This window comes from Chryseobacterium sp. C-71 (assembly GCF_020911865.1).
Lineage (GTDB): Bacteria > Bacteroidota > Bacteroidia > Flavobacteriales > Weeksellaceae > Chryseobacterium.
Genome location: NZ_CP087131.1, coordinates 267,906 through 292,593, shown reverse-complemented (window position 1 = coordinate 292,593; position 24,688 = coordinate 267,906). Strand labels below are relative to the sequence as shown.

Genomic DNA, 24,688 nt, shown 5'->3' with positions numbered 1-24,688 from the left:
CCATAAATCGTTTTAATAACGATATTTACGTGAATTGGAATACGTTTTGTTTAGCTAACAAATCTGAACTAATCACTGATGGAAAAAAACAAGCCTAGCCAGAAAAGTAACCGCAAAAAATGGCTGATAAGAATTTCGGTCGTAATTGTTGTAATTTTTGCGGCGTTCCCTTTTGCACTGGACTTTTTTTTGCAAAGAAAGCTTCCTGATTTAATCAATAAAAAAACACCGTACCAGCTTCAATTGAAAAACTTCGATCTGAGCTTGGTTTCCGGTGATTTTTCGGCAACCGATTTAAAAATTTCTACAAAAAATCCGAATGATAAGAAAATTACACAAATACAAGGAACGATAAAAAAAATTGAGATTCATGATTTCAGCATCTGGAAAGCTTTGTTCAATAAATCGTATCACGCCGATCAATTTCTGTTGTCGGATTCTGATGTAAAAATTAAACTCGCTCCAAAGACTGATAAAGAAAAAAAATCTACAAAAAAAACAGATTTACACATTAATAACATTGTGTTTAGCAATGTTTTTGCTGATATTACGAGTTCTGATGGCAAACCCGTCTTCATGGGGAAAAACATCAACATTAAACTAAAAGACATTGAGCAGAATGACGATGATTCAAAAATCCCTGTAGCTTTTAAAGAATTTAAAATTGATGCCAAGGAAGTGCATATTGGTGTCAACGAATTCTATCAAATCAATGCAGATCAGATATTTGCGGCTAATAAAACGTTAGATTTAAGAAAATTTCATCTTCAGCCCATTCAGAAGCCTGAGAATTACAATGCAAAAAACATCTTTGATTTTTCTTCGGAACGTCTTCTGGCAAAAGATTTTAACATCAGTAAAGACTCTCTGATTGTTTCAGATATCATTTTCACAAGTCCCGATTTAAAAGTTACTTCTACAGGAAAGAACATTGTAGAAAAAGATAAGAATCCAAAAGAAGTTGAAATGAAAATCGGATTGAAAAATATCGATTTTAAAAAGGGTAAAATAGCTGTTTTGCAAGCCAATAGAGATAAAACGGCTTCGGTTGAAAACTTTAATTTTAAACTGACCAATATTGTTTTTGATAAAAACACGGTGAAAGAAAAGATACCTTTCAGATTTACCAATCACGATATTGAAGCAGACAATATTTATTTTAAAGCCAACAATCTTCAGGCATTAAAAATTAAGAAAATTTCTTCCCGTAATTCAAATATTATTGTTGAAAAATTCCAGATGATTGCGTTGGGAAAAAGTGACAATAAGGATTTATTTAACGTAAAAACGGATGAAATTAAGATCATCAACAACAAAACTAAATATATCGGTCAGAAACTGAATATTCAGTTTGACGGTTTGGAAGTCAAAACTCCGGAAATTAAAGTAATTTCAGCTGCTCAAAAATCGAAGCCGAAAAAAGGAAAATCTGAAACTCCTGAATTCAATGCAAAACTTGGTTTTATTAAAATTTCAAATGGTAAAATTTCACAAAGCAGCTTAGGTAAAGAAAAATTATCGGTGGGTAAATTTGATATTCATCTGAATAATATTGTTTCAAACAATGAGCAGCTGAAAAAAGATTTGCCAATCAATTTCTCAAGTCATTTAATAACTGCTCAGAAAGTATTTTTAGATGCAGGAAAATACTACACTTTAAAAATAGGTGATGTGAAAAATTCCGGAAAACAGACGGAGATTAAAGATTTGAAATATCTTCCAAAATACTCGAGAGCAGGTTTCAGTAAAGTGATTGCGAAAGAAAGTGATTTGTATACGATTACAGTGAAAAAAATCGGAGTTACAGATTTTAATTCAAAACTATTTAAAAATCAACAAATTGACATCAGCAAGGTTGATATTGATGGTCTGGACTGTAATATTTATCATGATCTGGCACCACCCGATGATACCGAAGCACGATATCTCTTCAGCAAAAAACTGCGTGGAATGAAAATGCCGATGTTTGTAAAAAATGTAGCCATCAAAAATTCTAGTTTGGAATATGAAGAGAATGCTGAAAACAGTAACATTCCAGGGAAATTAACTTTCGACAAATTTGGAATTAATATCACGAATGTTAACAACGGAAAGATAAAAGGCAGACCAACCGTAATTAACGCTGAAGCTCGATTCGCTTTCTACGGAAAAGCAGATACACAAGTCAATTGGAAATTTGACGTGATGAATATGGAGGATAAATTTACCATTAATGGAAAAATCCTAAAACTGTCTGCGGAAAATGTAAATCTCTTTGTACGACCGTATCTGAACGTAACTTTAGACGGAAACATAGATTATCTGAAATTTGATTATTACGGAAACAATGCCGGTATTGCAGGAAATTTCTACTTTAAGTACAATGAAATGTATGTGAATTTTCTGAATAAAAAAGGCAACGAAAGAAAGCTTCTCTCAAAAGTTGCCAACTGGTTTGTGAAAAACGAATCAACAGGCGAACCTGACCATGTCGTGATTGAGAAAAAACGAGAATCCGACAGAAGTTTTTTCAGTATGCTTTGGCAAGGAATTATGGAAGGATTGAAAAAATATCTAATTTAAAATTTATTAAAAACCTATCTTAATTTGAGTTAAGATAGGTTTTTATTGTTTGCATTACTCCAAAATTGTTGTTACACAAAGCCTCAAATTTTGCTGCTTCTTTTACTGAAGGATGAGCATTTTCCATTGCATAAGAATATTCTGCTTTTTTGAGCATTTCGATATCGTTCATATAATCTCCAAAAACCATGGTCTGTTGCGGAGTTATATTTAATGTTTTCTGAAGTTTTTCCAATGCATTTCCCTTGTTGATATCTTTATTCATAATATCTAACCAAAATTTACCTGAAACAACAACCTCAAGATTATATTTTTCAAATTGTTTTAGTGTAGAATACAAATGTTCCTCTGAACCTTCGGGATGATAAACTGCTATTTTAAAGATGCTGTCATCCACACTTTTTGTAAGATCTTCTACATACTGATTTCCAGTGTAGAATTGAGCGATATAATCAATGAAATCCTGATTGGTAGATTCATAATAAGCTTTCTTTTTACCGGAAACCACAACGGTAGCTCCTTCAATTCCTCTTACGGTTGTGATGATTTCCTCGACATATTGCTCTTCCAGTTTATCGGCAAACAATTCTTCATTTTTATAAATCATGTAGCCACCGTTTTCAGCGATGAAAGCCATTTCATTTTCTTTGTCGCCAAAATATTTGGTAATTCCTAGCATCTGCCTTCCGCTTGCGGGAACGAAAAGAATATTTCTTTTTTTGAGTTCTTCATAGATTTCCGGAAATTCCGGACTTACTTCATGTTTTGAATTGAGAAAAGTCCCATCCATATCGGTCACAATCATCTTTATATCCTTCATAAATCATTTATTTTCTTTGCAGAAACATTCTTTAAATATCAAATATAGTGGATAATAGCTGAAATATTGCCCATCAAAGAAAATGATAACATTATTTTAACAATAAACAGCTTGAATTTATTTGATAAGTTTATCTTATATATTTTAGAATTAAACTTATAAGATCTTGTGGTTCGATGTGCAACATTCGTTTCAGTTTCTTCTAAAGGAATGATGTAGCTGAACATTGATAGTTTAATACATTTGTAAAAACAATGATAATCGTCGGATGAAATTTAATATTACCAATATAAAGTTGACTTGATTTAAGGATTTATTTATAAATTTTTCCTAAATATTTTTCATTGAAACTAATAATTAAAAATAAAAAATCATTGTCTGAACATCCTTAAAAGCCGTTTTAAAGAATTTTTACGTAAGAATTTATAAATCATGACAGCACAAGTTTGCTAATTGAACCAAACGAATCTATCTTTGAAATAAGAAAAATGACAAGAAAAATACACCAATCAAATAATTACTTATAAATAGACACCACACCATTTCACTTTATATTAACAAAGGCAAAACTTCACTGTTTTGCCTTTTGTTTTTTCTTCGATTTTACATTCTCGAGATCATTCTATGATTTAAAAATATTTTTATTGTTTTTTTATTATCTCTGTGATATGTTGGCTTTGTTTTTGCCAAGCAACGGTATATGAAAACAATATTTATCGTAGAAGATGAGACAGGCATCAGAGATGCATTACAGTTGCTCCTGTCATTCGAAAATTATGATGTAAGATCTTTCTCAACTGTGGAAGCATTCAACAACAGAGACCAATCTGTAGTTCCGGATATCTTTATATTGGATGTTATGCTGCCGGATGGTTTAGGTACAGATTTGTGTAATCAGCTTAAAGAAGCACCTGAAACCTCAAATATCCCGGTGATGATTATCAGCGCACACGCTAAAGCTGAGAATGTAACTCAGTCTTGCCAAGCAGATGAATTTATCCCAAAACCTTTTGACATTGATGATGTTCTTGTGAAAATAGAAAAACTGACAACTCAATAGATTCTTATTTTTACTTTATAAATTTTTAAACAAATAAAAGCTCCAAAGTCTTTAGATTTTGGAGCTTTTATTTAAAATCATCTCAATTAATTTCGAGATTCTAAATGTTTTTTAATGAAATTGAATAAGCATTTATCCAAACAAATTAACGACGAAAAAATCATGATGCAATTTTAGAATCATTATTTTTGCTGAAAAATATTTGGGAATGAAGAATGCCTTAAGCTGGATTTTGATTTTACTCATTAGTTTTTTCTTTTTGAATAACTGCTTGCAAACCAATGTTTACAAGGAGATATCTAATGACCAGTCTTTCATTGATAATATCAGAAAGCTCTATTCATCTGGTGACTCTTCAAAATGGCCAAAACCCATACTTGATGAGATGGCAATACCTCATTTTTCAGAGATAGGGCATTTACCTAAAGTAGAATTCCCGGAAGATAACGCCTACTCTATTGATAAAGTAGTATTGGGGAAAACCCTTTTTTTTGATCCAAGATTATCAGCTTCTAATCAAATTGCCTGCGCTTCATGCCACGACCCTGAATTAGGCTGGACAGATAACAGAACTCTATCCTTCGGGCACGACCGCCAATTGGGCACCCGAAATGCAATGACGCTCATGAACATAGCTTTTGCAAAATCTCTCTTTTGGGACGGCAGAGCTGAAAGTATAGAAAAGCAATCCCACATCCCTATCGAAGATTTAAGAGAAATGAATCAGCATATTGACATCGCCACAGGGAAGATTGCGAAAATAAAAGGCTATGAAGTACTTTTTGAAAAAGCATTCGGAAGTAAAGAGGTTACTAAAGACAAGATAGGAAAAGCAATTGCAACTTTTGAGAGAACATTAATAAGCCCTCAGAGTAAGTTTGATCAATTCATTGATGGGCAGGCTGCTCTTTTTTCTGATGACGAGGTGATGGGGCTGCACCTTTTTCGTACCAAGGCACAATGCATGAACTGTCACAGCTCAGGTTATTTTTCAAATAATCAATTTGAAAATGACGGAACTTCTTTATTAGGTTCAAAACAGGAAGATTTAGGAAGATATTTAGTCACTAAAGATCCGAATGATGCAGGTAAATTCAGAGTACCCACATTAAGAGAAGTGACTCTTACAGGTCCGTGGATGCACAACGGATCACTTACCTCTTTGCGGGATGTTCTTACTTTTTACAGCAAAGGAAACTCTGAAATATCTCAGAAAAAGTCAACCGTTCACGAAGGAATTACGTTAACATCACAAAAATCTGAAATACTGAAGTTTTTAGATTTGAACGAAAAAGAAATTACTCAGCTGGAAGCTTTTTTGGGAACATTGAGTACGAAAATCCAAAGATTGACCCCGCCGGAACTTCCAAAATAACTTTTAAGTTAATTGAATTTCAATATATTAATTTAAAATTTATCTAAAAAAAATGGACGGTAAAAATTTACCGTCCGTTATGATTTTCATTGTGTTATTTACCTCCTCCACTATTTTTCTCAACATCGGTTTTTGTATTTTCTTTCACTTTTTGATTCCCAAATCTTTTCACAAAGGAAAGTGAGAAACCGTACCAGTCGGATTTTGATGAATTTCTGAATGTTCCGATTTGGCTGTAAGATGTTGCATCAAAATTGGGTCTTTGAAATATATTCATTAGCTGTAGACTAACTTCCATTTGTGTTTTTGGGAAAATCTTTGTTGCTGAAATATTATGAAAAACATTGGTTTTGTTAGCATAAGAATTTCCGTTATTCTGATTTGAGATTTCTACCCAAGCGCTCAAATTAATATTTTTATTAAAAAGATTGGTGTAAGTTAAATTACTGGATCCAGCCCAAAAACTTATATAATCTGCTCCTTTAAGATCATTTCTTGCATTAAAATCGCTGTTATCAATATAATTATAACCAAAACTTAGATTCACACTTAGTTTATTCTTCAGGAAAGATTGATTAGTGTTCGCATAAAGGAAATACTTGTGCACATTTCCTGTAAAATTACTTTCCTGTGAAATGGTTTTATTATCTTTTGGTGTTGCTCCGGTTTGTACCACATAATCAGTCCAATAATCCTGATTGGTAAAGGTATATCTTGCCGAAAGAAAGTATTTTTTCATAAAGCCAAACTTCATGTAAACTCTGTCACTTGGGTTAGGATTTAATTCCATATTCCCGCGAGTATACATTCCGTCGTTTCTTGGCAATAAAAACGGGTTAAACTCAGAATACCAAGGTCTCCAAAGATTTCTGGTGTAGGTTAAACTTAAATCATATTTGTCTGTAAAAGAATATTTCAGCAATAAATTAGGCAAAAATCGTCCGTAAGAATCTTTCCTTGAAGTTCCTGCAATGTCCTGACCTATTTTATAATCTATATATTCATAACGAATACCTACTCTCGTTTCTAATTTTTTGAAAAAAGTTTTCGTAAAATTGGCATATAAAGAGTTGATATTGTCTTTATATCTGAATGTATCATTTCTGCTTAACCCTTCCGGTAAAATTCCATACAAAGAGTTTGGAATGACGTTATTATGAAAGTCCATTTTACCACCGACTTCAAAAGTTGCTCCCGATTTTCCTAAAGGCTGAGTATAGTCTACTTTCAAATAATAATTTCGGTTTTGAAGATCAGTTAAAACTCCAATTTCGTCCAAAGAAGTTGCTCCTGTACTGGTTATTGTATTTTTAAGATAATAACTGTTATCCTTTTCAGAATCGTAATTTGTCCCTAAATTAACATCTAAAATTCTGTTTTTTTCTTTGTCGTAATATTTATAAAAAACATTCGTTCCAAAAGTCGGATTTGATGATGATGAAGTCTGATTTTGGAAATAAGAACGGTTTAATTGATCATTTTCAAAAATCTGAGCATTGGTTTCGGAGCTGTTGCTTCTTATTCCCTTATAAAATTCTAGAATTGTACCAATGCTGTTTTTATCGTTGAGTTCGTATTCAGAAGTTGATGAAATAGACGGATTTTTACCTTTGTAAATGATGTAGTTATCAATTTTGGTAACCTCATTATTTTCGTATAAGGTATTAAGCAAAGAGTTTTCCTGCACAAAAGTATTGTCACTGTAACTTCCGATAAGGGTTTGTGTAAATTTTTTCTTATGATAGTTTAAATTAAAATTGGTGTACTGAGAATTTTGAGTATTCTGCCTGTTATTAAAGGTTATACTGCCCTTCATTCCTTCGTCATCACGCTTTTTCAAAACAATATTGACCACAGAACCTGTTGCTTCATATCTCGAAGAAGGACTTGTAATTACCTCAATTTTCATCAGGTTATCTGCAGGAATAGTCTGAAGATATTCTTTCAACTCTTTTCCGGTAAAAACAGATTTTCTGTCGTTGATGTAGACGGTTACAGATTCACCTTCAGCTTTTAAGGCATCATTATTATCAACACTCAGCAATGGGGTCATACGTAATACGTCCCAAGTGGTGTTTCCGGCAAGAATAGAGCTGTTGGCAACATTAAAAACAGTACGGTCTACTTTTGATTGTACGGTAGGTTTTTTATAGGTTAGCGTAACAGCTTCAATTTCTTTCTCTTTCGACTGTAGAGTATCTTTTGTTGTTTGTGCGAAAGCTAAAGTTCCCGCTAATAAAATAATTGGTGCTAATATAGTTTTCATTAAAAACTGAGTTTTTTTCAATTATAAGACACCGTAAAGGGAAATTTTGTTACATCAGGCATGTGTTAAATTTAGTTAAGATGCTTTTATTATAGCTAACTCGCTTACACTCAAGTGTAAATTATTATTTAAAAAATGTTTTTTTCCAGAATAGTATTCCGTTGCAATATAAAAACATCAGATTATCAAGACCTATTCCAAAAACCAGATTTCAAAACGGCTTCCTTGCTCTAAAGGTTTATAATTTAAATAACCTTTGTGCGCTTCGATAATACTCTTGCTTAAGGTAAGCCCGATCCCGGAACCGCTTGATCTTGTAGTGAAGAAAGGAAGAAAAATTTTATCTTTTATCTCGTTAGAAACTCCTATTCCATTATCTTCTACACTCAGAATTGTTCTTTTATTAATGATTTTGATTTCTGTTTTTATAATTTTTTCAGAGGAGTCTACAACGGCATAAATTGCATTTAAATAAAGATTGATCAGACATCTTTCAATCATTTTTTGATCAGCATAGATCGTTTGATTTTCTAATGAATTGATGATCGTAATATTGTTTTTCTCAAATTCCGGCTTCAGAAAACTGAGTGCAGATTCTACAATATCTGTCAACGAAATCATTTTGAAAATAGGTTTCGGAAGTTCAGCAACCTGTCGGTAATCGTCCACAAAATTCAGCAATTGTTTTGATTTTGAATTGATGATGGTTAAACTTTCCTTCATCTCCTGTTGATCCTCTTTCTCTACAACATCCTGATTGGCAATATATTCTAAATTTTGAATCAAGCTATTGACAGGTGTTAAAGTATTGAGAAGTTCGTGCGAAATCACCTTCATCAGATTATTCCAGGCCAATTTTTCTTTTTGTTCAATAATTTTCTGCACAGATTCAAGACTGATGATGCAGAAACGGTTTTTAACATTCTGAACTTTCTTGGTACGGAGAGAAAAAGACTGCTTTACATTTTCATTGATCGAAATATCAAAAAAGTCCTGTGAATTTTCGTAATGAGTTTCGTCTATAATTTTATAAAATTCCGGTGTCTTAGATTCGTACAGTTCCCAGGAATTATATTTAGGGATCTGTAGTATTTCAAGAAAAACCGGGTTTACATAAAATACCTCCCAGTGATTATTTATCTCAGAAAGAATCATTAAACCAATTTCCAATTGATTTAAAATTTCTTCATACAAAAGTTTATACGAAGACAGCGAGAGATGCTCTTCTTTACTTTGATAGTAAAGTTTTACAGCATTATCAACCAAATTATTACCTTCTGCAATCGGGAAAAGAGAAAAATCTTTTTTCTGAATAGCCAGCAGTATTTTTTCACTTTTCTGAATGAAAGATAAAGCGGAAATTTGCGCCAAAATAACACATCCAATACTTATTGTGGTAAATAAACCGAAATTGATCAATTTATTTTTTGAATAAAAATCAAAAGCGAAAATTCCACTGACAATCGCCAGAAGAATAAATAAAAGCCAGATAAATTTTTGTTTGTTCATTTATAACTCAAATTTTTCCATTCTCCTGTAAAGTGCCGCACGCGATAATCCCAAATCTTCCGCTGCGAGAGAAATATTTCCTCTATGTTTTTTCAGAGCTTTTTTGATCAGAATGCTTTCCATTTCCTCAATATTGAGATTAATGATTGTTTTTTCCGATTCTTCATCTTGCGGCATTAATAATTTTAAATTTTTCTCATTAGAAAGAATCACACTTCTCTCGATAGAATGATCGAGTTCACGAATGTTTCCCGGCCAGGAATAAGTTGTCAATTCGCTAATCAAAGATTCATTTAAAACTAAATCAGGTTTATGATATTTCTGTTTATACTTTTCAAGGAAATAATCTGCTAAAGTCGGAATATCTTCCAAACGTTCTCTCAGACTCGGTATTTGAAGTTCTACAGTATTGATTCTATAATATAAATCTTTTCTGAAACGATTTTCAGCAACTGCTTTTTTAAGGTTTTCATTGGTTGCGAAAATAAATCTGACATCCAAACTTCGTTCCTTATTTTCTCCAATTCTTGTTAGTTTTCGATTCTGAATTAAACTTAATAATTTGGTTTGAAGATGAAGTGGAAGATTACCAATTTCGTCCAAAAACACAGTTCCATTCTGGGCATTTTCAATCTTTCCTGAATAATCCTGATTAGCATCTGTAAAAGCTCCTTTTTTATATCCGAATAATTCTGCTTCAAAAAGATTCTCAGAAAGACTTCCCAGATCGATGTGGACGAAAGGTTGATTTTTACGTTCAGATAATTCGTGGATGTGTTCTGCGAGAACGTATTTTCCCGTTCCGTTTTCTCCTAAAAGCAAAATATTAGCGTCAGTCGGCGCAACTTTCGTGATTTGTTCCATCACTTCCTGCATTGCAAAAGACGCAGTTTCTAACTGATACTGATTTGTTTTTACGCTGACATTTTCCCACTGATCCAGTTTTTTATTTTTTCTTGAAATATCTACTGCAAGATTCACTGAAGCGTATAATTTTTCGTTATTCCAAGGTTTCAGAATAAAATCGGAAGCACCGTTTTTCAGAGCTTCAACAGCCAATTCCACTTCGCCGTACGCCGTCATCAAAATGATTGGAAGCTGAGGTTCTAGAGTTTTGATTTCCTGCATCCAATACAATCCGTCTTGTCCGTTTTCAAAACCTTTCCGGAAATTCATATCCAAAAGTACGGTGTCAACTTGTTGTTCAGACAAAAACTTCAGAATATTTTTTGGCTGACTGAGACAAGTAACTTCGGTAAAAAATTTTTTGAGCCAGACTCTTGCCGAAAACAAAATATCTTCGTCATCATCAACAATTAAAATATGTGCTTCTTTTTTTCGCATGAGCTTAGTTTCTACTTTGTACTTTATACATCATATTTTGCAAATCGTCTAAAAATGTCCGTTTTCGCACAAATAGTGTCCGTTAATGAACAGTTTAAAAATATCTAAAATTATTTTCGTTCACATTTTCAGATGCTTACAAAGTTTTAAATCTCTGGTATTTGATTTGTCTAATATATTGTAAGTAAATTAGTTATCTTAAATATGGATACGAAAATAGTAAAAAAGAAATCTAAACTAAAATTAATATTAATCATCATAGCATCTGCTTTGGCAGTTTCGGTTTTTGGATGGTATTTTTTGAATCAGAAAAAAACTTACAATGTAAAACTTGAAGACATTCAGGTAGAAGAAGTTACGAGAGGAAGATTTGAAGATATGCTTATGGTTACCGCGCAAACACAATCTCTGAACTCATCTTTAGTTAATGTTTTGGAAGGTGGTGCTGTAAAGGAAATTTTTGCAGAAGACGGACAAATGGTAACCAAAGGCCAACCTATCGCAAGAGTTTACAATCCTAATACAGAATTTAATTACCTCAATCAGGAAACCGGAATCATGCAACAAATCAGCCAGATGAGAAGTTCGCTTTTGGAACTGAAGAATCAGGAATTCAATCAGGACAAAGAGTTGCTTCAGTCTCAAAATGATTATAATACAGCTTTGCAGTCATTCAATCTTCAGAAAAGATTATATGATGCAGAAATCGGGAAGAAAATAGATTATGACGTCGCACTCCAAAGTCTGAATTATCAGAAACAAAGAAAAATGATCGTGGAAAAAGGAGCTTTAAGTGAAAAAAATTCCAGAAATTCTCAGTTTGTAGCCATTAATAATTCTATCAATCAAATGGATAAAAGTCTGAACATCCTTCGTTCTAATAAAAATAATTTCCTGATTATGTCACCTGTTTCGGGAAGATTATCTTCGTTTAATATTTCGCTGGGACAAAATTTAACGACTGGCGAAAGCATTGGTAAAGTAGATTTGATGGGCGGTTACAAATTGATTGCAAAAGTGGATGAATATTATATCAACAAGCTTCAAAACGGAATTAAAGGAAGTCTTGAAATTAACGCACAGCAATTTGAAGTCATCATTACTAAAATTCTTCCCGAAGTGAAAGATGGGCAGTTTTCTGTGGAACTTAATTTCGTTGATGCTAAAGCTGAAAATCTGAAAATCGGGATGACTTTCGGAGTAAAACTTAAACTCTCTGCCGATACACAAAGCATGATGATTCCTAAAGGAAATTTCTATAAAGACACCAACGGAAAATGGATTTTTGTGGTGAAAAACAATAAAGCTACTAAGAGAAACATTAGCCTTGGGAGAGAAAACCCAATGTATTATGAAGTTGTTTCCGGACTGAAAAAAGGAGAAACCATCATTACATCAGATTATACCGAACTTAAGAAATATGAGCTTCTTGATATTCAAAAATAAATTTAAAAACTAAAAAATATAACAATGCAAAAACTACTATTGTTAATCATCACAGTGATAATCGGACTTTTCACTTCAACAACAATTATCAAAGGACAAGATTTTTCAAATAAAAATCCGGTAGAAACCAAAACTTTCGACTTAGGTTCTTTTAATGCAGTGAAATCTTCTCAGGCAATTGAAGTGGAAATTGTAAAATCCGGCGAAGACAAAGCGGTTGCTACGAGTAATTATATTTCTGAACTTAATATTGAAGTAAAGAACAAGACACTTCACATAAAATATAAACCTAATGTTTCGCTTCAAAATGCTGATACAAAGGTGATTGTTTACGTAAAAGATTTGGTAAAAGTTGAGGCCGAAAATGCATCAATTATAAAAGTCAAAAGTATTTTTAATAATGAAAATCAGACTTTTGAAACTAAAACTGCAGGGAAAATTTTCGCTGATTCAAAAGCCCAGAATGTTTATATCCATCTTAGAAATACAGGCGGATTTTCAGGAAAAATTGACACAAAAAACCTGAATGTGAATATCAATTCGGCAAGCACTGCAAAATTGAACTGCTCGGCAGACCATGCGGAAATCAATGCAGACAGCGCAAGTACTCTGGATGCAAAAAATGTGAATATTAAAACCGCAAAAGTTTATGCAACTGCAACATCATCAGTAACTTTGAGCGTCTCGCAGGAATTGACTGCTGAAGCTACTTCTTTAGCTAAAATAAAATATAAAACTTTGTCGGGAATCAAGTTTTCTGCAAGTAGAAAATCGGGCGGAACAATCGATTCAATTTAATTCAATATAAACTATAAAACTTTAAATAATACTACAATGATAAACATACAAAATCTTTCAAAAATCTATAAAACTGAAGATGTTCAAACCAATGCTTTAAACAATGTGAGCCTTAGCATAAAAGAAGGCGAATTTGTAGCAATCATGGGACCCTCAGGTTGCGGAAAATCTACTTTCCTCAATATTCTTGGGCTTTTGGATAGCGCTTCTTCAGGTTCTTATCAATTTGAATCGATAGAAACTATCGGAACTTCTGAGAAGAAAAAATCAGCAATTAGAAAGAAAAATATAGGTTTTATTTTTCAGAATTTTAATTTGATTGATGAACTCACGGTTTACGAAAATATAGAATTACCATTAATCTACAACGGTGTTTCTTCTTCAGAAAGAAAAAAACGAGTGGAGGAAATTATGGAGAAAATCAACATCGCACACAGAGCAAAACATTATCCACAGCAACTTTCCGGAGGTCAGCAGCAAAGAGCGGCAGTTGCAAGAGCATTGGTTACAAAACCTAAACTGATTCTTGCCGATGAGCCCACCGGAAATCTAGACAGCTCCAACGGAAACGAAGTGATGAATCTTCTCGCAGAACTTCACCGAGAGGGTTCTACCATTGCGATGGTAACACACTCTTCTTACGATGCAGGCTATGCTTCCAAAATTGTAAATATGAAAGACGGCGAAATTTTCTCAGAAGAGCATTCTTCCCAAAGAAAAGATGTTTTTGAAAAAGCAGATGCAAAGATTTTCGAGTAAGCTGATCAATTGAAATTATAAAACGAACCCGAAGGGTTCAATGTGAGTAGCCGTAGGTGAAACCTATGGAAAACGAATAAGAAAAACATTCATTCATCCATTTTATAACTGATCTCAGAGATTTGGAATCATTCTGTTTATCTGAGGTTTATAAAATCGTTTATCAATCATAAATTATCACTTATGTTAAACAATTGGCTAAAAATTGCCTTTATTAATTATAAAAAGAATTGGCTTTCCACTCTCATCAATTTATTTGGATTGACGATTGGGTTGACAGGCTTTATGCTTATTCTAATGCACTGGAATGACGAAGAATCCTTCGAAAAATGGAATCCGAAAAAAGACCAGATTTACGCTTTCCAAACCTACAACAAAAAAGAAAACTCTTATGGCAACAATGTTTCTATTCCGATAGCAAAACGTGCAAAAGAAGTTATTCCTGGTATCACGGATTACGTCTTGTTCAAAAGTTCAGAATTGGGCTTTAAAATAACCACTAAGTCCAAAACATTCTACCAAGAGGGTGGAATGAATGTGTCAGATAATTTTTTTGAATTTTTCCCATTCAAACTGGTTGACGGGAGTTACAAAAATGCTTTGAAAGGTGGTGGCGATATTGCACTCTCGACAACTGCCGCCAAAAATCTATTTGGTAAAACTAATGTTGCTGGCGAAAGTCTCAAGTTCAATAATAAAAATTTTGTTGTAACAGCAGTTTATGAATTACCAAAAGAAAATAGCCAGATAAAACCAGAGTTTCTTCTAAAGCCAGTAGAACCAATGAAAAACGATGAAAACCAATGGGGAAACTTCGGCTATGGGTGTTTTTTTATGCTTAAAAAAGATGCAGATCTCGAGCAGATAAGACAAAAATTTATAAAAGATATTTTCCTATATCGTGCAAGTTTAGACAAAGACTCTTCAGGAATGACGCCGCAACAATATCTCGATTTGTACGGCCCGACGGATAGTCTTCTCACACCGCTGGATGAGATAAAACTTCACGCAAAAGTGTCATGGTTTGGTCCGGTAGATTTCAAAACTTTGATGATTTTGTTTACGCTTTCTGTCCTGATTGTCATTTTATCTGCCATTAATTTTATTAATCTGAAAACGGCGCAAGCTTCTCAAAGAGCGAAGGAAATTGGCGTGAGAAAAGCCATTGGAAGTACAAAAACCAATCTGGTTCTTCAGTTTTTGATGGAAACATTTCTAATCTGTATGGCTTCTTATCTATTGGCTTTGGCTTTAACAGAACTGCTTTTGCCAAGCTTCAATAAGTTCTACGACAAGGAAATGGTAATGAACGATTGGCATATTTACTTTTACTCATTTTCAATGGTTTTGATGGTAACGTTAATTTCCGGATTGATTCCCGCAACTTACCTTTCCAATTTCAAAGCAATAGAAACGCTGAAAGGAAATTTCGCAAGAAGCAAACACGGCGTGTGGCTCAGAAACGGGATTTTGACTCTACAATTAATTATCTCTTCATTCTTTATCATTGGCGGATTGATTGTGAATCAGCAAGTCAAATATATGATGAACAAAGATCTTGGCTACAGTGGAAAACAAATTATGATGATCAACTTCAGCGAAGAAAATCCTAAACCCTGGCTGAAATATGAATGGCTTAAGAATGAAATGAGGAAGATTCAAGGCGTAACCGATATATCCTACGGAGAAGCTGTGCCTGGAAATGGCAGATCAAGCGATTCCAATATGGATTATATGGATAAAAGCATACAAGCCCAGCACGGATCTATGGATTATAATTATCTGAAATTCATTAATGTAAAATTAAAAAAAGGCCGCTGGTTGGATTCAAAATTAGCTTCCGACACTATGAGTAATGTTTTGGTTAATGAAGCTTTTGTAAGAAAATTTGGCTGGACTGATGAAGAAGCCTTGAATAATTCATTTCATCCAGGTTTTGATTATCAAAAGGATTATCATATTGTAGGAATTGTAAAAGATTTTAATATCAGAAATCTAAAAACCACCATAGAACCCATCGTATTTTTTCATTACAGAGAAACCGATTGGAAACGATTCGATGTTTACAATATCCAATTGAAAATCGACCAGAATGATATAGATGGAACTGTAAAAAGACTGAAAACTTATTGGCAGAATAATGTGGAGCAAGGTTATCCTTTCGATTATTATTTCCTTGATCAGAAATTTGCCAAAACATTCGAGAAATATCAGAAACAGCAAACATTATTTACAATTCTGAACGCAATGGTTTTGATGGTGGCATTATTAGGTTTATTCGCTTTATCATCTTTAATGATTGAGCAGAAACTGAAAGATGTTGCCATCAGAAAAACGCTTGGTGCATCCGATAGATTGTTAATTTTAGGATTAACCAAACAATTTCTCTGGATCACGTTAATCGCCGTCATTATAAGCATTCCGATAAGTTATTACTTGATGAACGAATGGCTGAAGGATTTCGCTTACCGGATTGATATGCCTGTTTTACCATTTGTTCTGAGCCTTGTCGTTTTGCTCTTATTGACTTTTGCAGTGGTAAGCATCAAAGCTTATAAAGCAACAAAAGTGAATCTTGTAAAATACCTGAAATACGAGTGAAATTTGTTAATAGTTGTCGGTTGATAGTTGATGGAGATTATTCTCAAAAACTATCAACTGACAACCAAAAACCATCAACTATGCTGAAAAACTGGCTCAAAATCGCCTTCATCAATTATAAAAAAAACTGGCTTTCTACCATTATCAATTTGTTTGGATTGACGATCGGTTTGACAGGGTTTATGCTTATCCTGATGCATTGGAATGACGAAGAATCTTTCGAAAAATGGAATCCGAAGAAAGATCAGATCTATGGATTACAAAGCTATTACAAAAAGGATAATAATTACGGAACCGGAATTTCTATTCCAATGGTGGACCGTGCTGTAAAAGTCATTCCCGAAGTTAAGGATTATGTCTTGTTTCACGCAGCCGGAGTAGGTTATAAGATGAGCACGAAAAATAAAACAGCCTATCAGAAAGATGGAATGTTGGTTTCTGAAAACTTTTTCAATTTTTTCCCGTTTAAATTGATTTCAGGAAGTTACAAAAATGCGCTTAAAGGTGAAACCTCAATCGCTATCTCCACAACTACCGCCAAAAACCTTTTTGGTGAGACGAATGCTGCCGGAGAAAGTATCAAATTTGATAACAAAAATTACGTCGTAACGGCAGTCTATGAATTGCCGGAAGAAAACAGCGTTGTAAAACCGGAGTTTGTCATTCTGCCTTTTGAACAGATGAAAAATGATAAAGAAGGATGGTCAAATTTCAATTACGGATCCATGCTTATGTTAAGTAAAAATGCAGAGATCAAGGCTGTTCAGGAAAAAATAGTTGAAGAAGTTTATAAATACAGAGCCAAAGTGAGTTCCGGAGAACTTGGGATAACGCCTGAAAAATATTTAGAATTATACGGCCCTACGGATAGTCTGCTGACCCCATTGGATGAAATGAAACTTCACGCAAAAGCTTACTGGTATGGTGCAGGAGATTTCAAAACAATGATGATTCTGTTTACACTTTCTGCGCTGATTGTTATTTTATCAGCGATCAATTTCATTAATCTGAAAACGGCTCAGGCTTCTCAACGTGCAAAAGAAATTGGTGTGAGAAAAGCGATTGGCAGCTCAAGATCTAGTCTTGTTCTCCAGTTTTTGCTGGAAACTTTTATCATCTGTATTACTTCTTACCTGCTTTCGTTGGCTCTGACAGAGCTACTTCTGCCAAGCTTTAACAAGTTCTATGACAAAGAAATGAAGATGAACGACTGGCATATTTTCTTTTACTCATTTGTAATGGTATTGCTGGTTACATTGATTTCAGGATTAATCCCAGCAATGTACCTCTCAAATTTCAAAGCGATAGAAACGTTGAAGGGGAATTTCGCCAGAAGCAGACACGGCGTTTGGCTCAGAAACGGGATTCTGACCTTACAGATCATTATTTCTTCATTCTTCATCATAGGCGGATTGATCGTGAATCAACAGGTGAAATATATGATGAACAAAGATCTTGGTTACAATGGCAAACAGATTATGCTGATCAACTTCAGTGAAAATGATCCGAAACCCTGGCTGAAATACGAGCGGGTGAAAAATGAAATAAGGAAAATAAATGGTGTTGCCGATGTTTCTTTTGGCGAAGCCGCTCCCGGAACCTTTAGGTACAGCAATGCAACTATGGATTATATGGATAAAAGTATACTCGCCCAGCTCGGTTCTATGGACTATAATTACCTTCAGTTTATGGATGTTACATTGAAGATGGGGCGATGGCTGAATCCCGATCTTGCATCAGATACGATTAATAATCTTTTGGTCAACGAGGCATTTGTTAAAAAATTCGGATGGAATGATGATCAGACTTTAAAGATCGAATTCCGTCCCGGCTTTGACAATAAACCTTATCATATTGTTGGAATTGTAAAAGATTTTAATGTCAAAAGTTTAAAGTCAGAAGTAGAGCCCATTGTCTTCTTCCATTACCGGGAAACAGATTGGAAGAGATTCCAGATCTATAATATTCAGTTAAAAATAAAATCGGATGACATCGACGGAACTGTGAAAAGAATCAAAGCTTATTGGCAGAATAATGTGGAAAGAGGTTATCCTTTCGATTATTATTTTATTGACAAACAGTTTGCAAAAACCTTTGAAACTTACCAGAAACAGCAGACGCTTTTCACAATTCTTAACGCCATGGTTTTGATGGTCGCTTTATTAGGGTTATTCGCTTTATCATCATTAATGATTGAACAAAAACTGAAAGACGTTGCAATCAGAAAAACTTTGGGTGCATCAAACGGAACTTTGATTGTTGGCTTGACGAAACAATTCCTTTGGATTACTTTAATCGCAGTTATCATCAGTATTCCAATCAGTTATTATCTGATGAACGAATGGCTGAATGATTTCGCTTACCGAATTGATATGCCGGTTTTACCGTTCATTCTAAGTATGATTTTATTATTGATTTTAACGTTTGCAGTGGTAAGCATAAAAGCTTATCAAGCTACAAAAGTAAATCTTGTAAAATATCTGAAATACGAATGAAGCCAGAAGTTGGATGATGGAAGCCAGAAGTTTTTACACTACAATTAAACTTCCATCTTTCTTCATCCATCTTCCAACCAAAATTACAACAATGAAAACACTATTCTTCATATTCATCATCAATCTATTCCCCGCTCAGCAAAACTGGACGCTTCAGGAAAGCTTGAATTACGCAGCCAAAAATCATCCACTGATTAAGCAGGCTACTGTAAATATTCAAAAAAATGAACGTCAGATTTCTGCCGCAAAAGGAATGCTGCTGCCGTCAATAGAAGCGGGGCTTAATCATAATTATAATTTCGGATTAGGTATTAATCAGAATAATAACCAAAGAGAAGCGATTAACACTCAATATGACAATGTCTACTTACAGGCTAATTGGGAATTGTTGAACTGGCGAAATTACCTCAATATTTCATTGTCTAAAATCAATAAAGAGAGCTCAATCTATAAAATGAAACAGGCTCAGAATGAAGTAAAAATGAATGTCATTCAAATGTTTTTCAGTTATCAAAACAGTAAAAGCTGGCTCGAAGTTCTGGAAACTCAAATCTCAGGAATCGAGGATCAGATCAAACGTACCGAAAAAGAAGTTGAGATCGGAAACCGCCCGAAAAGTGATGTCTATGACATCAAAGCCAACCTCGGAACACTGCAGGAACAATGGGTTTCTGCCAAAAACTCACGGGATCTTTCTAAAATAAATTTATTGAATGCTTTGGCAATGAACGATGACTCCATCGAGTTTAAAATGGATGAGGAAAATCTGTCGTCCTTTAATTTTGATGATCCCGAATTTGTAAGAACTCTTTTGGAGAAAAATCCGGCTTACAAAACGGTAATTGCAGATACTAAAGCGGCAGAAAAAAATATAAGTATTGCCAGATCTGCCTATTTACCAACAATCAACGGGCTGTACAACTGGTCGAGTTTTTATAGTAAGACTTTAGGTGAACCTGCAGATTTGTTCTCCGATCAATTTAAAAGAAATAAGAGTCAACAGGTTGCTTTCGGGCTTTCTATTCCTGTATTTAACAAATTACAGGTTAAAAATAATGTTGAAATTGCAAAATTGAATGTCATTAATTATAACTACGAGAAAGAAATTGTCATCAATAATCTCACACAAAGCATTAATTCTATAAAAGCACAGTTTAAGAATTCTGAAGAGAAATATACACTCCTGAAATCGAATTTTGAAAACCAAAGATTATCTTTCCAAAAATCTGAAGAAAAATACAAAGAAGGATTGATGGATGCTTACACCTTTTTTGTGGTAAGAAATAACTGGCTTCAGGCAAATTATAATCTGATCAGCAGTAAAAATGAAGTGATGCAGCAAACTGAATTGCTAAAAGTCTTACAATCTGATTTGTAAAACAAAAAAAACGTCAATTCGTTACCAAAGCCACAGATGATGATTGGTATTTTTATTAGATTTTAAAAACCTTAAATAAAATAATTTCACCCTCAAAAGTACGCTCAATAATATACAAATATTGATTATATTCGCAGTATTATTAACCATTTAAAATGAAGAAGAAAGTTGTACTTGTACAAGATAATAAAGATATCCTTCAAATAATGGATCAGGTGCTGGAGGAAGAAGGATTTGATGTGACAGGATCTTTGACTACAGACCCAATAAAGAATATTGATAAAATAGATCCGGATATTGTAATTGTAGATGATCACATAAAAGGTTCTGTAAAAGGTTCGCAGGTTATCAAAGAATTAAAAACTGATCCTGATACTGAAGAAATACCTGCTGTTCTTACGTCAACATCAAATAATATAGCTTCTGAAGCGGCAGAATGTCTGGCTGATGATTTTATTGGCAAACCATTTGGAATTGATGACATGATTGATGTCGTTAAAAAAAATACGGATTCTTAATTATTGTAAATAAGAGTTTTATAGAATAATTTAGATAAATTTTCAACAGCCATTCTCATGTTCTATTTTTTGTAAACTTAAAATTCTATTGCATTCTTTCACAATTTTATAAACCTATATTTGTAATCAACTACAATTTTTTAATCGATAAAAAGCTATGGACTCAGTAGAAATGGAAAACCAGATACTTCTGTTAGTAAGAAAAAAACACGAAGAAACCGGTGGAAATAATGGAAACTTTTTCGGAGACTTTGATCATATCCTGAATCTCCCAATTGCTGAGAGAAATGCATTCCTGCAAAACATGGTGAATAGAAAACTGATCGTCATTCGGGAAGGTGGAAACGCCAGAATGATTATGCTGCCGAAGTAAATTTTCATATAGTTTTCCAACCCAAATCTTTTTAATTATTTGCAAGCCAAATAATTCCCTTCGTACTCTCCTACTGCAACGTTTTTTTATTTTGGAGACAAAAGTTTAATGATTAACTTTACATTTCACCGAGTTAATCTTTATCCCATGAAAAAAATAGTACTTTTTCTTTTAATGACCTTTGTTTTCACAGCTTGCGGCGAAGAATGCTATAATGCTCCTATGCCGATCGTTTTTGAATTCGTTGATGCCGATGACAAAAACCTGATCACTAATGGAACTCTTGGCCCCTTTTCGATCAGTGACGAAAATCAAGTCGGCGTACAGCTTACAAAAACAGATGATGGAAAAGTTATCTTAGAAAATGTGGGTGCTTACAATGGTACAAAAAACTATACTTTTTATTCTTCACTTAAGATGTTTGATTTTTCAATAGAATCGTCAGAATTTAAAGGTGGTTGTGATGGTTACCAAATTAATAAATTAACCTTTAAAGGTGTGGGTATTGATGTAAAAGACGAAAAAGGACACTATAAAATTGTTTTTCAATAAAATAAATGACTTTATTTTTTCAAAGAACATTCATTGTTTCTTTTCTGAAATCAACAGTATTATAAATGTTCTTCTGGCAATGGAAGATTGTTTTTTTTCATAAATTCAAGTAAATCGTTATACTTATCTTCATAATCTCCACCACTACATTGATCAGAAATACTACAAATATCCGAAGGTTTTATATCTAAAATTTTTGAAATTTTGGTAAGTATTTCAAGATTGATTTTCACTTTTGAGTTTTCGATATCAGAATATGCTTTTTGAGAAATTCCCATTTCAAATGCCATGTATTCCTGTGTTAAATCCCGATCTCTTCTAATTTTTCTGATATTCTGTCCACACACTTTCATCCCGTTTATCTTTAGTAGTTTTTGGTATATTTTAGAAGCTAAGCTAATAGTCTCTTCCAAAGTTACTCATTACCTTTGAAAAAACATTAGACACGTAACATGATATTTATTTTTACTTCAGCAAAGCCTTTATTTAAAGTGTTTTCTACGAAATAAAATCATTCTTTACAACAAACAGGAATTATGGAGACGCAAAAATTTCACTATGACAATAATATTGTCAGGGCATTCCTCTATGCCACTATCGTATTCGGAATTATTGGTTTTATTTTGGGATTGACGGCCGCTTTAATGCTGTTTTATCCGGAATTACCAGAATTTTTATTCGGAACTGACGATACAACCATCCAAAGTTTAAGAAGCGGAAACATTCAGGGACTGATTAATTCGCAGGGAGCTTTAGGCTTTGGAAGAATCAGAATGCTTCATACGAGCGCTGTTATTTTTGCTTTTGTGTGTAATTCTTTCTTTTGCGGTGCATATTACAGTATGCAGAGACTTTTGAAAACCAGAATGTACAGCGATTCGCTTTCATGGATTCATTTCTGGTCTTGGCAAATTATGATTATTGCCGTTGTGATTACATTTTTAATGGGAATCAACACTTCAAAAGAGTATGCTGAGCACGAATGGCCGATTGACATTTTGATCACATTCTCTTGGGTTATTTTCGGAATCAATATGTTTGGAACGATTGCCAAAAGAAGAGTGCGTCATTTATATGTAGCGATTTGGTTTTATATTGCAACATGGATCGCAGTTGCAATGCTTCACATATTCAACAACTTAGAAGTTCCATTATCATTCACAAGCTGGAAATCTTATTCCGCCTACGCAGGAGTAAAAGATGCTCTAGTACAATGGTGGTACGGTCATAATGCAGTGGCATTCGTATTAACAACACCAGTTTTAGGTTTAATGTATTACTTTATGCCAAAAGCTGCCAACAGACCTGTATTTTCTTACAAATTATCAATCATTCACTTTTGGTCATTGATCTTCGTTTATCTGTGGGCGGGACCTCACCATCTTCAATATACAGCTTTACCAGCATGGGCTCAGGCAGTGGGAACTGGTTTTTCAATCATGTTGATTGCTCCGTCATGGGGTGGAATGCTGAATGGACTATTGACTTTGAGAGGTGCCTGGGATAAAGTAAGAGAAAATCCTATTCTTAAATTTTTCGTAGTGGCAATTACGTGTTATGGAATGGCCACTTTCGAAGGACCGCTTTTAGCAACAAAATCTTTAAACAAAATCGGGCATTATACAGACTGGGTTATTGGGCATGTACATTTAGGAGCTTTAGGATGGAATGGTTTTATGGCATTCGGTGTGGTTTACTACTTGGTACCGATCATGTGGAGAACTGAAATTTGGTCTAAAAAACTTGCCAATTTGCACTTCTGGTTGGGAACATTAGGAATTATTTTCTACGCCGTACCAATGTATATCGCCGGATTTACACAAGGTCTGATGTGGAAACAATTCAATCCGGACGGAACTTTACTCTGGAAAAACTGGCTAGATACCGTTACAGCAATTATTCCTTATTTTAAATTAAGATTTTTAGGCGGATTATTTTATTTGAGTGGAGCGATTCTAATGGTTATGAATGTTTTTAAAACCATCAAAGCAGGTTCATTTCAAAAAGAAGTTCCGGCAGAAGCACCAGCTTTGGCCAATGTAGGAAGTGCAAGAAAAGAAGGCGAAGGCGTACATCTTTGGCTCGAAAGAACTCCTCACCTCCTATCCATATTAGCATTTGTTGCCATTGCAATCGGTGGATTGGTAGAAATCGTTCCAACACTTACGGTAAAGAGTAATTTACCTCAAATATCAGCGGTAAAACCTTACACTCCACTCGAATTGGAAGGCAGAGATTTATACATAAGAGAAGGCTGCAATTCTTGCCACTCTCAAATGATAAGACCATTCCGTGATGAAGTAGCAAGATTTGATGGTAAAAACGGACAGTATTCTAAAGCAGGAGAATTTGTTTACGACAGACCATTTTTGTGGGGATCAAAAAGAACCGGTCCGGATTTGCATCGTGAAGGCGACAGAAATCCTGATTCATGGCACTTCAAACACATGTACAACCCAAGAATTACATCAGCTGGCTCTATCATGCCGCGTTTCCCTTGGCTGATTACCAATAAGTTGGATCGTTCACAAATGGTTGACAAGATAAAATTGATGAAAAACACTTTTGACATTCCTTACACAAAAGCTGAAATCGATTCTGCAGATCAATGGGCAAACAATCAATCTGCAGCGATTGTCAAGCGAATTTATTCTGAAGCGGCTGATGTAAAAGATCAAATGGAAAAAGAAAAAACTTCCAAAGGAAATGAATTCGTTCCGCTTGAGCAGCGAGAAATTATCGCTATGATAGCGTATTTGCAAAGATTAGGAACAGACATCAAAACAACCGACATCAAAACGGCAAGCGTAGAATAATAATCGTAAAAATTTT

Annotated in this window: 18 protein-coding genes; 13 read left to right on the top strand and 5 right to left on the bottom strand. The window is 34.0% G+C overall.

All coding sequences use genetic code 11. From position 1 onward, the window contains the following. Positions 1 to 78: 78 nt before the first annotated feature. Positions 79 to 2,562, top strand: a complete 2,484-nt coding sequence (locus tag LNP04_RS01155) for a hypothetical protein (RefSeq protein ID WP_229984762.1) — start codon at positions 79 to 81, stop codon at positions 2,560 to 2,562. Between the two features lie 19 nt (positions 2,563 to 2,581). Here LNP04_RS01155 and LNP04_RS01150 read toward each other — a convergent pair whose 3' ends face one another. Beyond that, a complete protein-coding gene (locus LNP04_RS01150) occupies positions 2,582 to 3,382 on the bottom strand; it encodes a Cof-type HAD-IIB family hydrolase (RefSeq protein WP_229984761.1) in 801 nt (266 codons plus the stop codon). Positions 3,383 to 4,082: 700 nt separating this feature from the next. On the opposite strand from LNP04_RS01150, the gene LNP04_RS01145 reads away from it, so the two are divergent. Both LNP04_RS01145 and LNP04_RS01140 read left to right on the top strand, forming a co-directional pair. Continuing rightward, on the top strand, positions 4,083 to 4,442 hold the full coding sequence (locus LNP04_RS01145) for a response regulator (RefSeq protein WP_229984760.1): 360 nt from the start codon (positions 4,083 to 4,085) through the stop codon (positions 4,440 to 4,442). 208 nt (positions 4,443 to 4,650) lie between these two features. After that, positions 4,651 to 5,817, top strand: coding sequence for a cytochrome-c peroxidase (locus LNP04_RS01140; protein ID WP_229984759.1), 1,167 nt, complete (start codon positions 4,651 to 4,653; stop codon positions 5,815 to 5,817). Between the two features lie 94 nt (positions 5,818 to 5,911). Here LNP04_RS01140 and LNP04_RS01135 read toward each other — a convergent pair whose 3' ends face one another. From LNP04_RS01135 to LNP04_RS01125, 3 genes are all read right to left on the bottom strand, one after another. Then, the gene (locus LNP04_RS01135; RefSeq protein ID WP_229984758.1) at positions 5,912 to 8,083 is read right to left on the bottom strand and encodes an outer membrane beta-barrel protein; all 2,172 of its coding nucleotides are present in this window, start codon (positions 8,081 to 8,083) and stop codon (positions 5,912 to 5,914) included. Between the two features lie 192 nt (positions 8,084 to 8,275). Continuing rightward, positions 8,276 to 9,592 carry a PAS domain-containing sensor histidine kinase gene (locus LNP04_RS01130; RefSeq protein ID WP_229984757.1) on the bottom strand — a complete coding sequence of 439 codons (1,317 nt, stop codon included), beginning with the start codon at positions 9,590 to 9,592 and terminating at the stop codon, positions 8,276 to 8,278. Then, positions 9,593 to 10,936 carry a sigma-54 dependent transcriptional regulator gene (locus LNP04_RS01125; protein ID WP_229984756.1) on the bottom strand — a complete coding sequence of 448 codons (1,344 nt, stop codon included), beginning with the start codon at positions 10,934 to 10,936 and terminating at the stop codon, positions 9,593 to 9,595. A 204-nt stretch (positions 10,937 to 11,140) separates the two neighbouring features. Between LNP04_RS01125 and LNP04_RS01120 the strand changes: the two genes are divergently transcribed. The 9 genes from LNP04_RS01120 to LNP04_RS01080 all read left to right on the top strand — a co-directional run bounded on the left by LNP04_RS01120 (position 11,141) and on the right by LNP04_RS01080 (position 21,856). Beyond that, positions 11,141 to 12,382: an efflux RND transporter periplasmic adaptor subunit gene (locus tag LNP04_RS01120; protein ID WP_229984755.1), complete on the top strand. Its 1,242-nt coding sequence runs from the start codon at positions 11,141 to 11,143 to the stop codon at positions 12,380 to 12,382. Between the two features lie 24 nt (positions 12,383 to 12,406). Next, positions 12,407 to 13,180: a GIN domain-containing protein gene (locus tag LNP04_RS01115; RefSeq protein ID WP_229984754.1), complete on the top strand. Its 774-nt coding sequence runs from the start codon at positions 12,407 to 12,409 to the stop codon at positions 13,178 to 13,180. Between the two features lie 36 nt (positions 13,181 to 13,216). After that, positions 13,217 to 13,939: an ABC transporter ATP-binding protein gene (locus LNP04_RS01110; protein WP_229984753.1), complete on the top strand. Its 723-nt coding sequence runs from the start codon at positions 13,217 to 13,219 to the stop codon at positions 13,937 to 13,939. A 183-nt stretch (positions 13,940 to 14,122) separates the two neighbouring features. Then, positions 14,123 to 16,540 carry an FtsX-like permease family protein gene (locus LNP04_RS01105; RefSeq protein ID WP_229984752.1) on the top strand — a complete coding sequence of 806 codons (2,418 nt, stop codon included), beginning with the start codon at positions 14,123 to 14,125 and terminating at the stop codon, positions 16,538 to 16,540. Positions 16,541 to 16,620: 80 nt separating this feature from the next. Then, positions 16,621 to 19,035, top strand: coding sequence for an ABC transporter permease (locus LNP04_RS01100; RefSeq protein ID WP_229984751.1), 2,415 nt, complete (start codon positions 16,621 to 16,623; stop codon positions 19,033 to 19,035). A gap of 91 nt (positions 19,036 to 19,126) precedes the next feature. Next, positions 19,127 to 20,413 carry a TolC family protein gene (locus LNP04_RS01095; protein WP_229984750.1) on the top strand — a complete coding sequence of 429 codons (1,287 nt, stop codon included), beginning with the start codon at positions 19,127 to 19,129 and terminating at the stop codon, positions 20,411 to 20,413. Between the two features lie 155 nt (positions 20,414 to 20,568). After that, complete coding sequence (locus LNP04_RS01090) at positions 20,569 to 20,931, top strand: two-component system response regulator (protein ID WP_229984749.1); 363 nt, start codon at positions 20,569 to 20,571, stop codon at positions 20,929 to 20,931. 157 nt (positions 20,932 to 21,088) lie between these two features. Beyond that, entirely contained in the window at positions 21,089 to 21,304 is a 216-nt protein-coding gene (locus LNP04_RS01085) for a hypothetical protein (RefSeq protein WP_129533753.1), read from the top strand. A 147-nt stretch (positions 21,305 to 21,451) separates the two neighbouring features. Beyond that, on the top strand, positions 21,452 to 21,856 hold the full coding sequence (locus tag LNP04_RS01080; RefSeq protein ID WP_229984748.1) for a hypothetical protein: 405 nt from the start codon (positions 21,452 to 21,454) through the stop codon (positions 21,854 to 21,856). Positions 21,857 to 21,915: 59 nt separating this feature from the next. Here LNP04_RS01080 and LNP04_RS01075 read toward each other — a convergent pair whose 3' ends face one another. Continuing rightward, the gene (locus tag LNP04_RS01075; protein WP_229984747.1) at positions 21,916 to 22,269 is read right to left on the bottom strand and encodes a helix-turn-helix domain-containing protein; all 354 of its coding nucleotides are present in this window, start codon (positions 22,267 to 22,269) and stop codon (positions 21,916 to 21,918) included. A gap of 123 nt (positions 22,270 to 22,392) precedes the next feature. Here LNP04_RS01075 and ccoN point away from each other — a divergent pair, with 123 nt between their 5' ends. Further along, on the top strand, positions 22,393 to 24,672 hold the full coding sequence (gene ccoN, locus LNP04_RS01070; protein ID WP_229984746.1) for a cytochrome-c oxidase, cbb3-type subunit I: 2,280 nt from the start codon (positions 22,393 to 22,395) through the stop codon (positions 24,670 to 24,672). Positions 24,673 to 24,688 lie beyond the last annotated feature (16 nt).

Coding starts and splice junctions, on each gene's coding strand:
- LNP04_RS01110 (WP_229984753.1), top strand. CDS start 13,217: ATGATAAACATACAAAATCTTTCAAAAATCTATAAAACTGAAGATGTT.
- ccoN (WP_229984746.1), top strand. CDS start 22,393: ATGGAGACGCAAAAATTTCACTATGACAATAATATTGTCAGGGCATTC.
- LNP04_RS01155 (WP_229984762.1), top strand. CDS start 79: ATGGAAAAAAACAAGCCTAGCCAGAAAAGTAACCGCAAAAAATGGCTG.
- LNP04_RS01130 (WP_229984757.1), bottom strand. CDS start 9,592: ATGAACAAACAAAAATTTATCTGGCTTTTATTTATTCTTCTGGCGATT.
- LNP04_RS01090 (WP_229984749.1), top strand. CDS start 20,569: ATGAAGAAGAAAGTTGTACTTGTACAAGATAATAAAGATATCCTTCAA.
- LNP04_RS01150 (WP_229984761.1), bottom strand. CDS start 3,382: ATGAAGGATATAAAGATGATTGTGACCGATATGGATGGGACTTTTCTC.
- LNP04_RS01085 (WP_129533753.1), top strand. CDS start 21,089: ATGGACTCAGTAGAAATGGAAAACCAGATACTTCTGTTAGTAAGAAAA.
- LNP04_RS01080 (WP_229984748.1), top strand. CDS start 21,452: ATGAAAAAAATAGTACTTTTTCTTTTAATGACCTTTGTTTTCACAGCT.
- LNP04_RS01105 (WP_229984752.1), top strand. CDS start 14,123: ATGTTAAACAATTGGCTAAAAATTGCCTTTATTAATTATAAAAAGAAT.
- LNP04_RS01100 (WP_229984751.1), top strand. CDS start 16,621: ATGCTGAAAAACTGGCTCAAAATCGCCTTCATCAATTATAAAAAAAAC.
- LNP04_RS01115 (WP_229984754.1), top strand. CDS start 12,407: ATGCAAAAACTACTATTGTTAATCATCACAGTGATAATCGGACTTTTC.
- LNP04_RS01125 (WP_229984756.1), bottom strand. CDS start 10,936: ATGCGAAAAAAAGAAGCACATATTTTAATTGTTGATGATGACGAAGAT.
- LNP04_RS01145 (WP_229984760.1), top strand. CDS start 4,083: ATGAAAACAATATTTATCGTAGAAGATGAGACAGGCATCAGAGATGCA.
- LNP04_RS01135 (WP_229984758.1), bottom strand. CDS start 8,083: ATGAAAACTATATTAGCACCAATTATTTTATTAGCGGGAACTTTAGCT.
- LNP04_RS01120 (WP_229984755.1), top strand. CDS start 11,141: ATGGATACGAAAATAGTAAAAAAGAAATCTAAACTAAAATTAATATTA.
- LNP04_RS01095 (WP_229984750.1), top strand. CDS start 19,127: ATGAAAACACTATTCTTCATATTCATCATCAATCTATTCCCCGCTCAG.
- LNP04_RS01140 (WP_229984759.1), top strand. CDS start 4,651: ATGAAGAATGCCTTAAGCTGGATTTTGATTTTACTCATTAGTTTTTTC.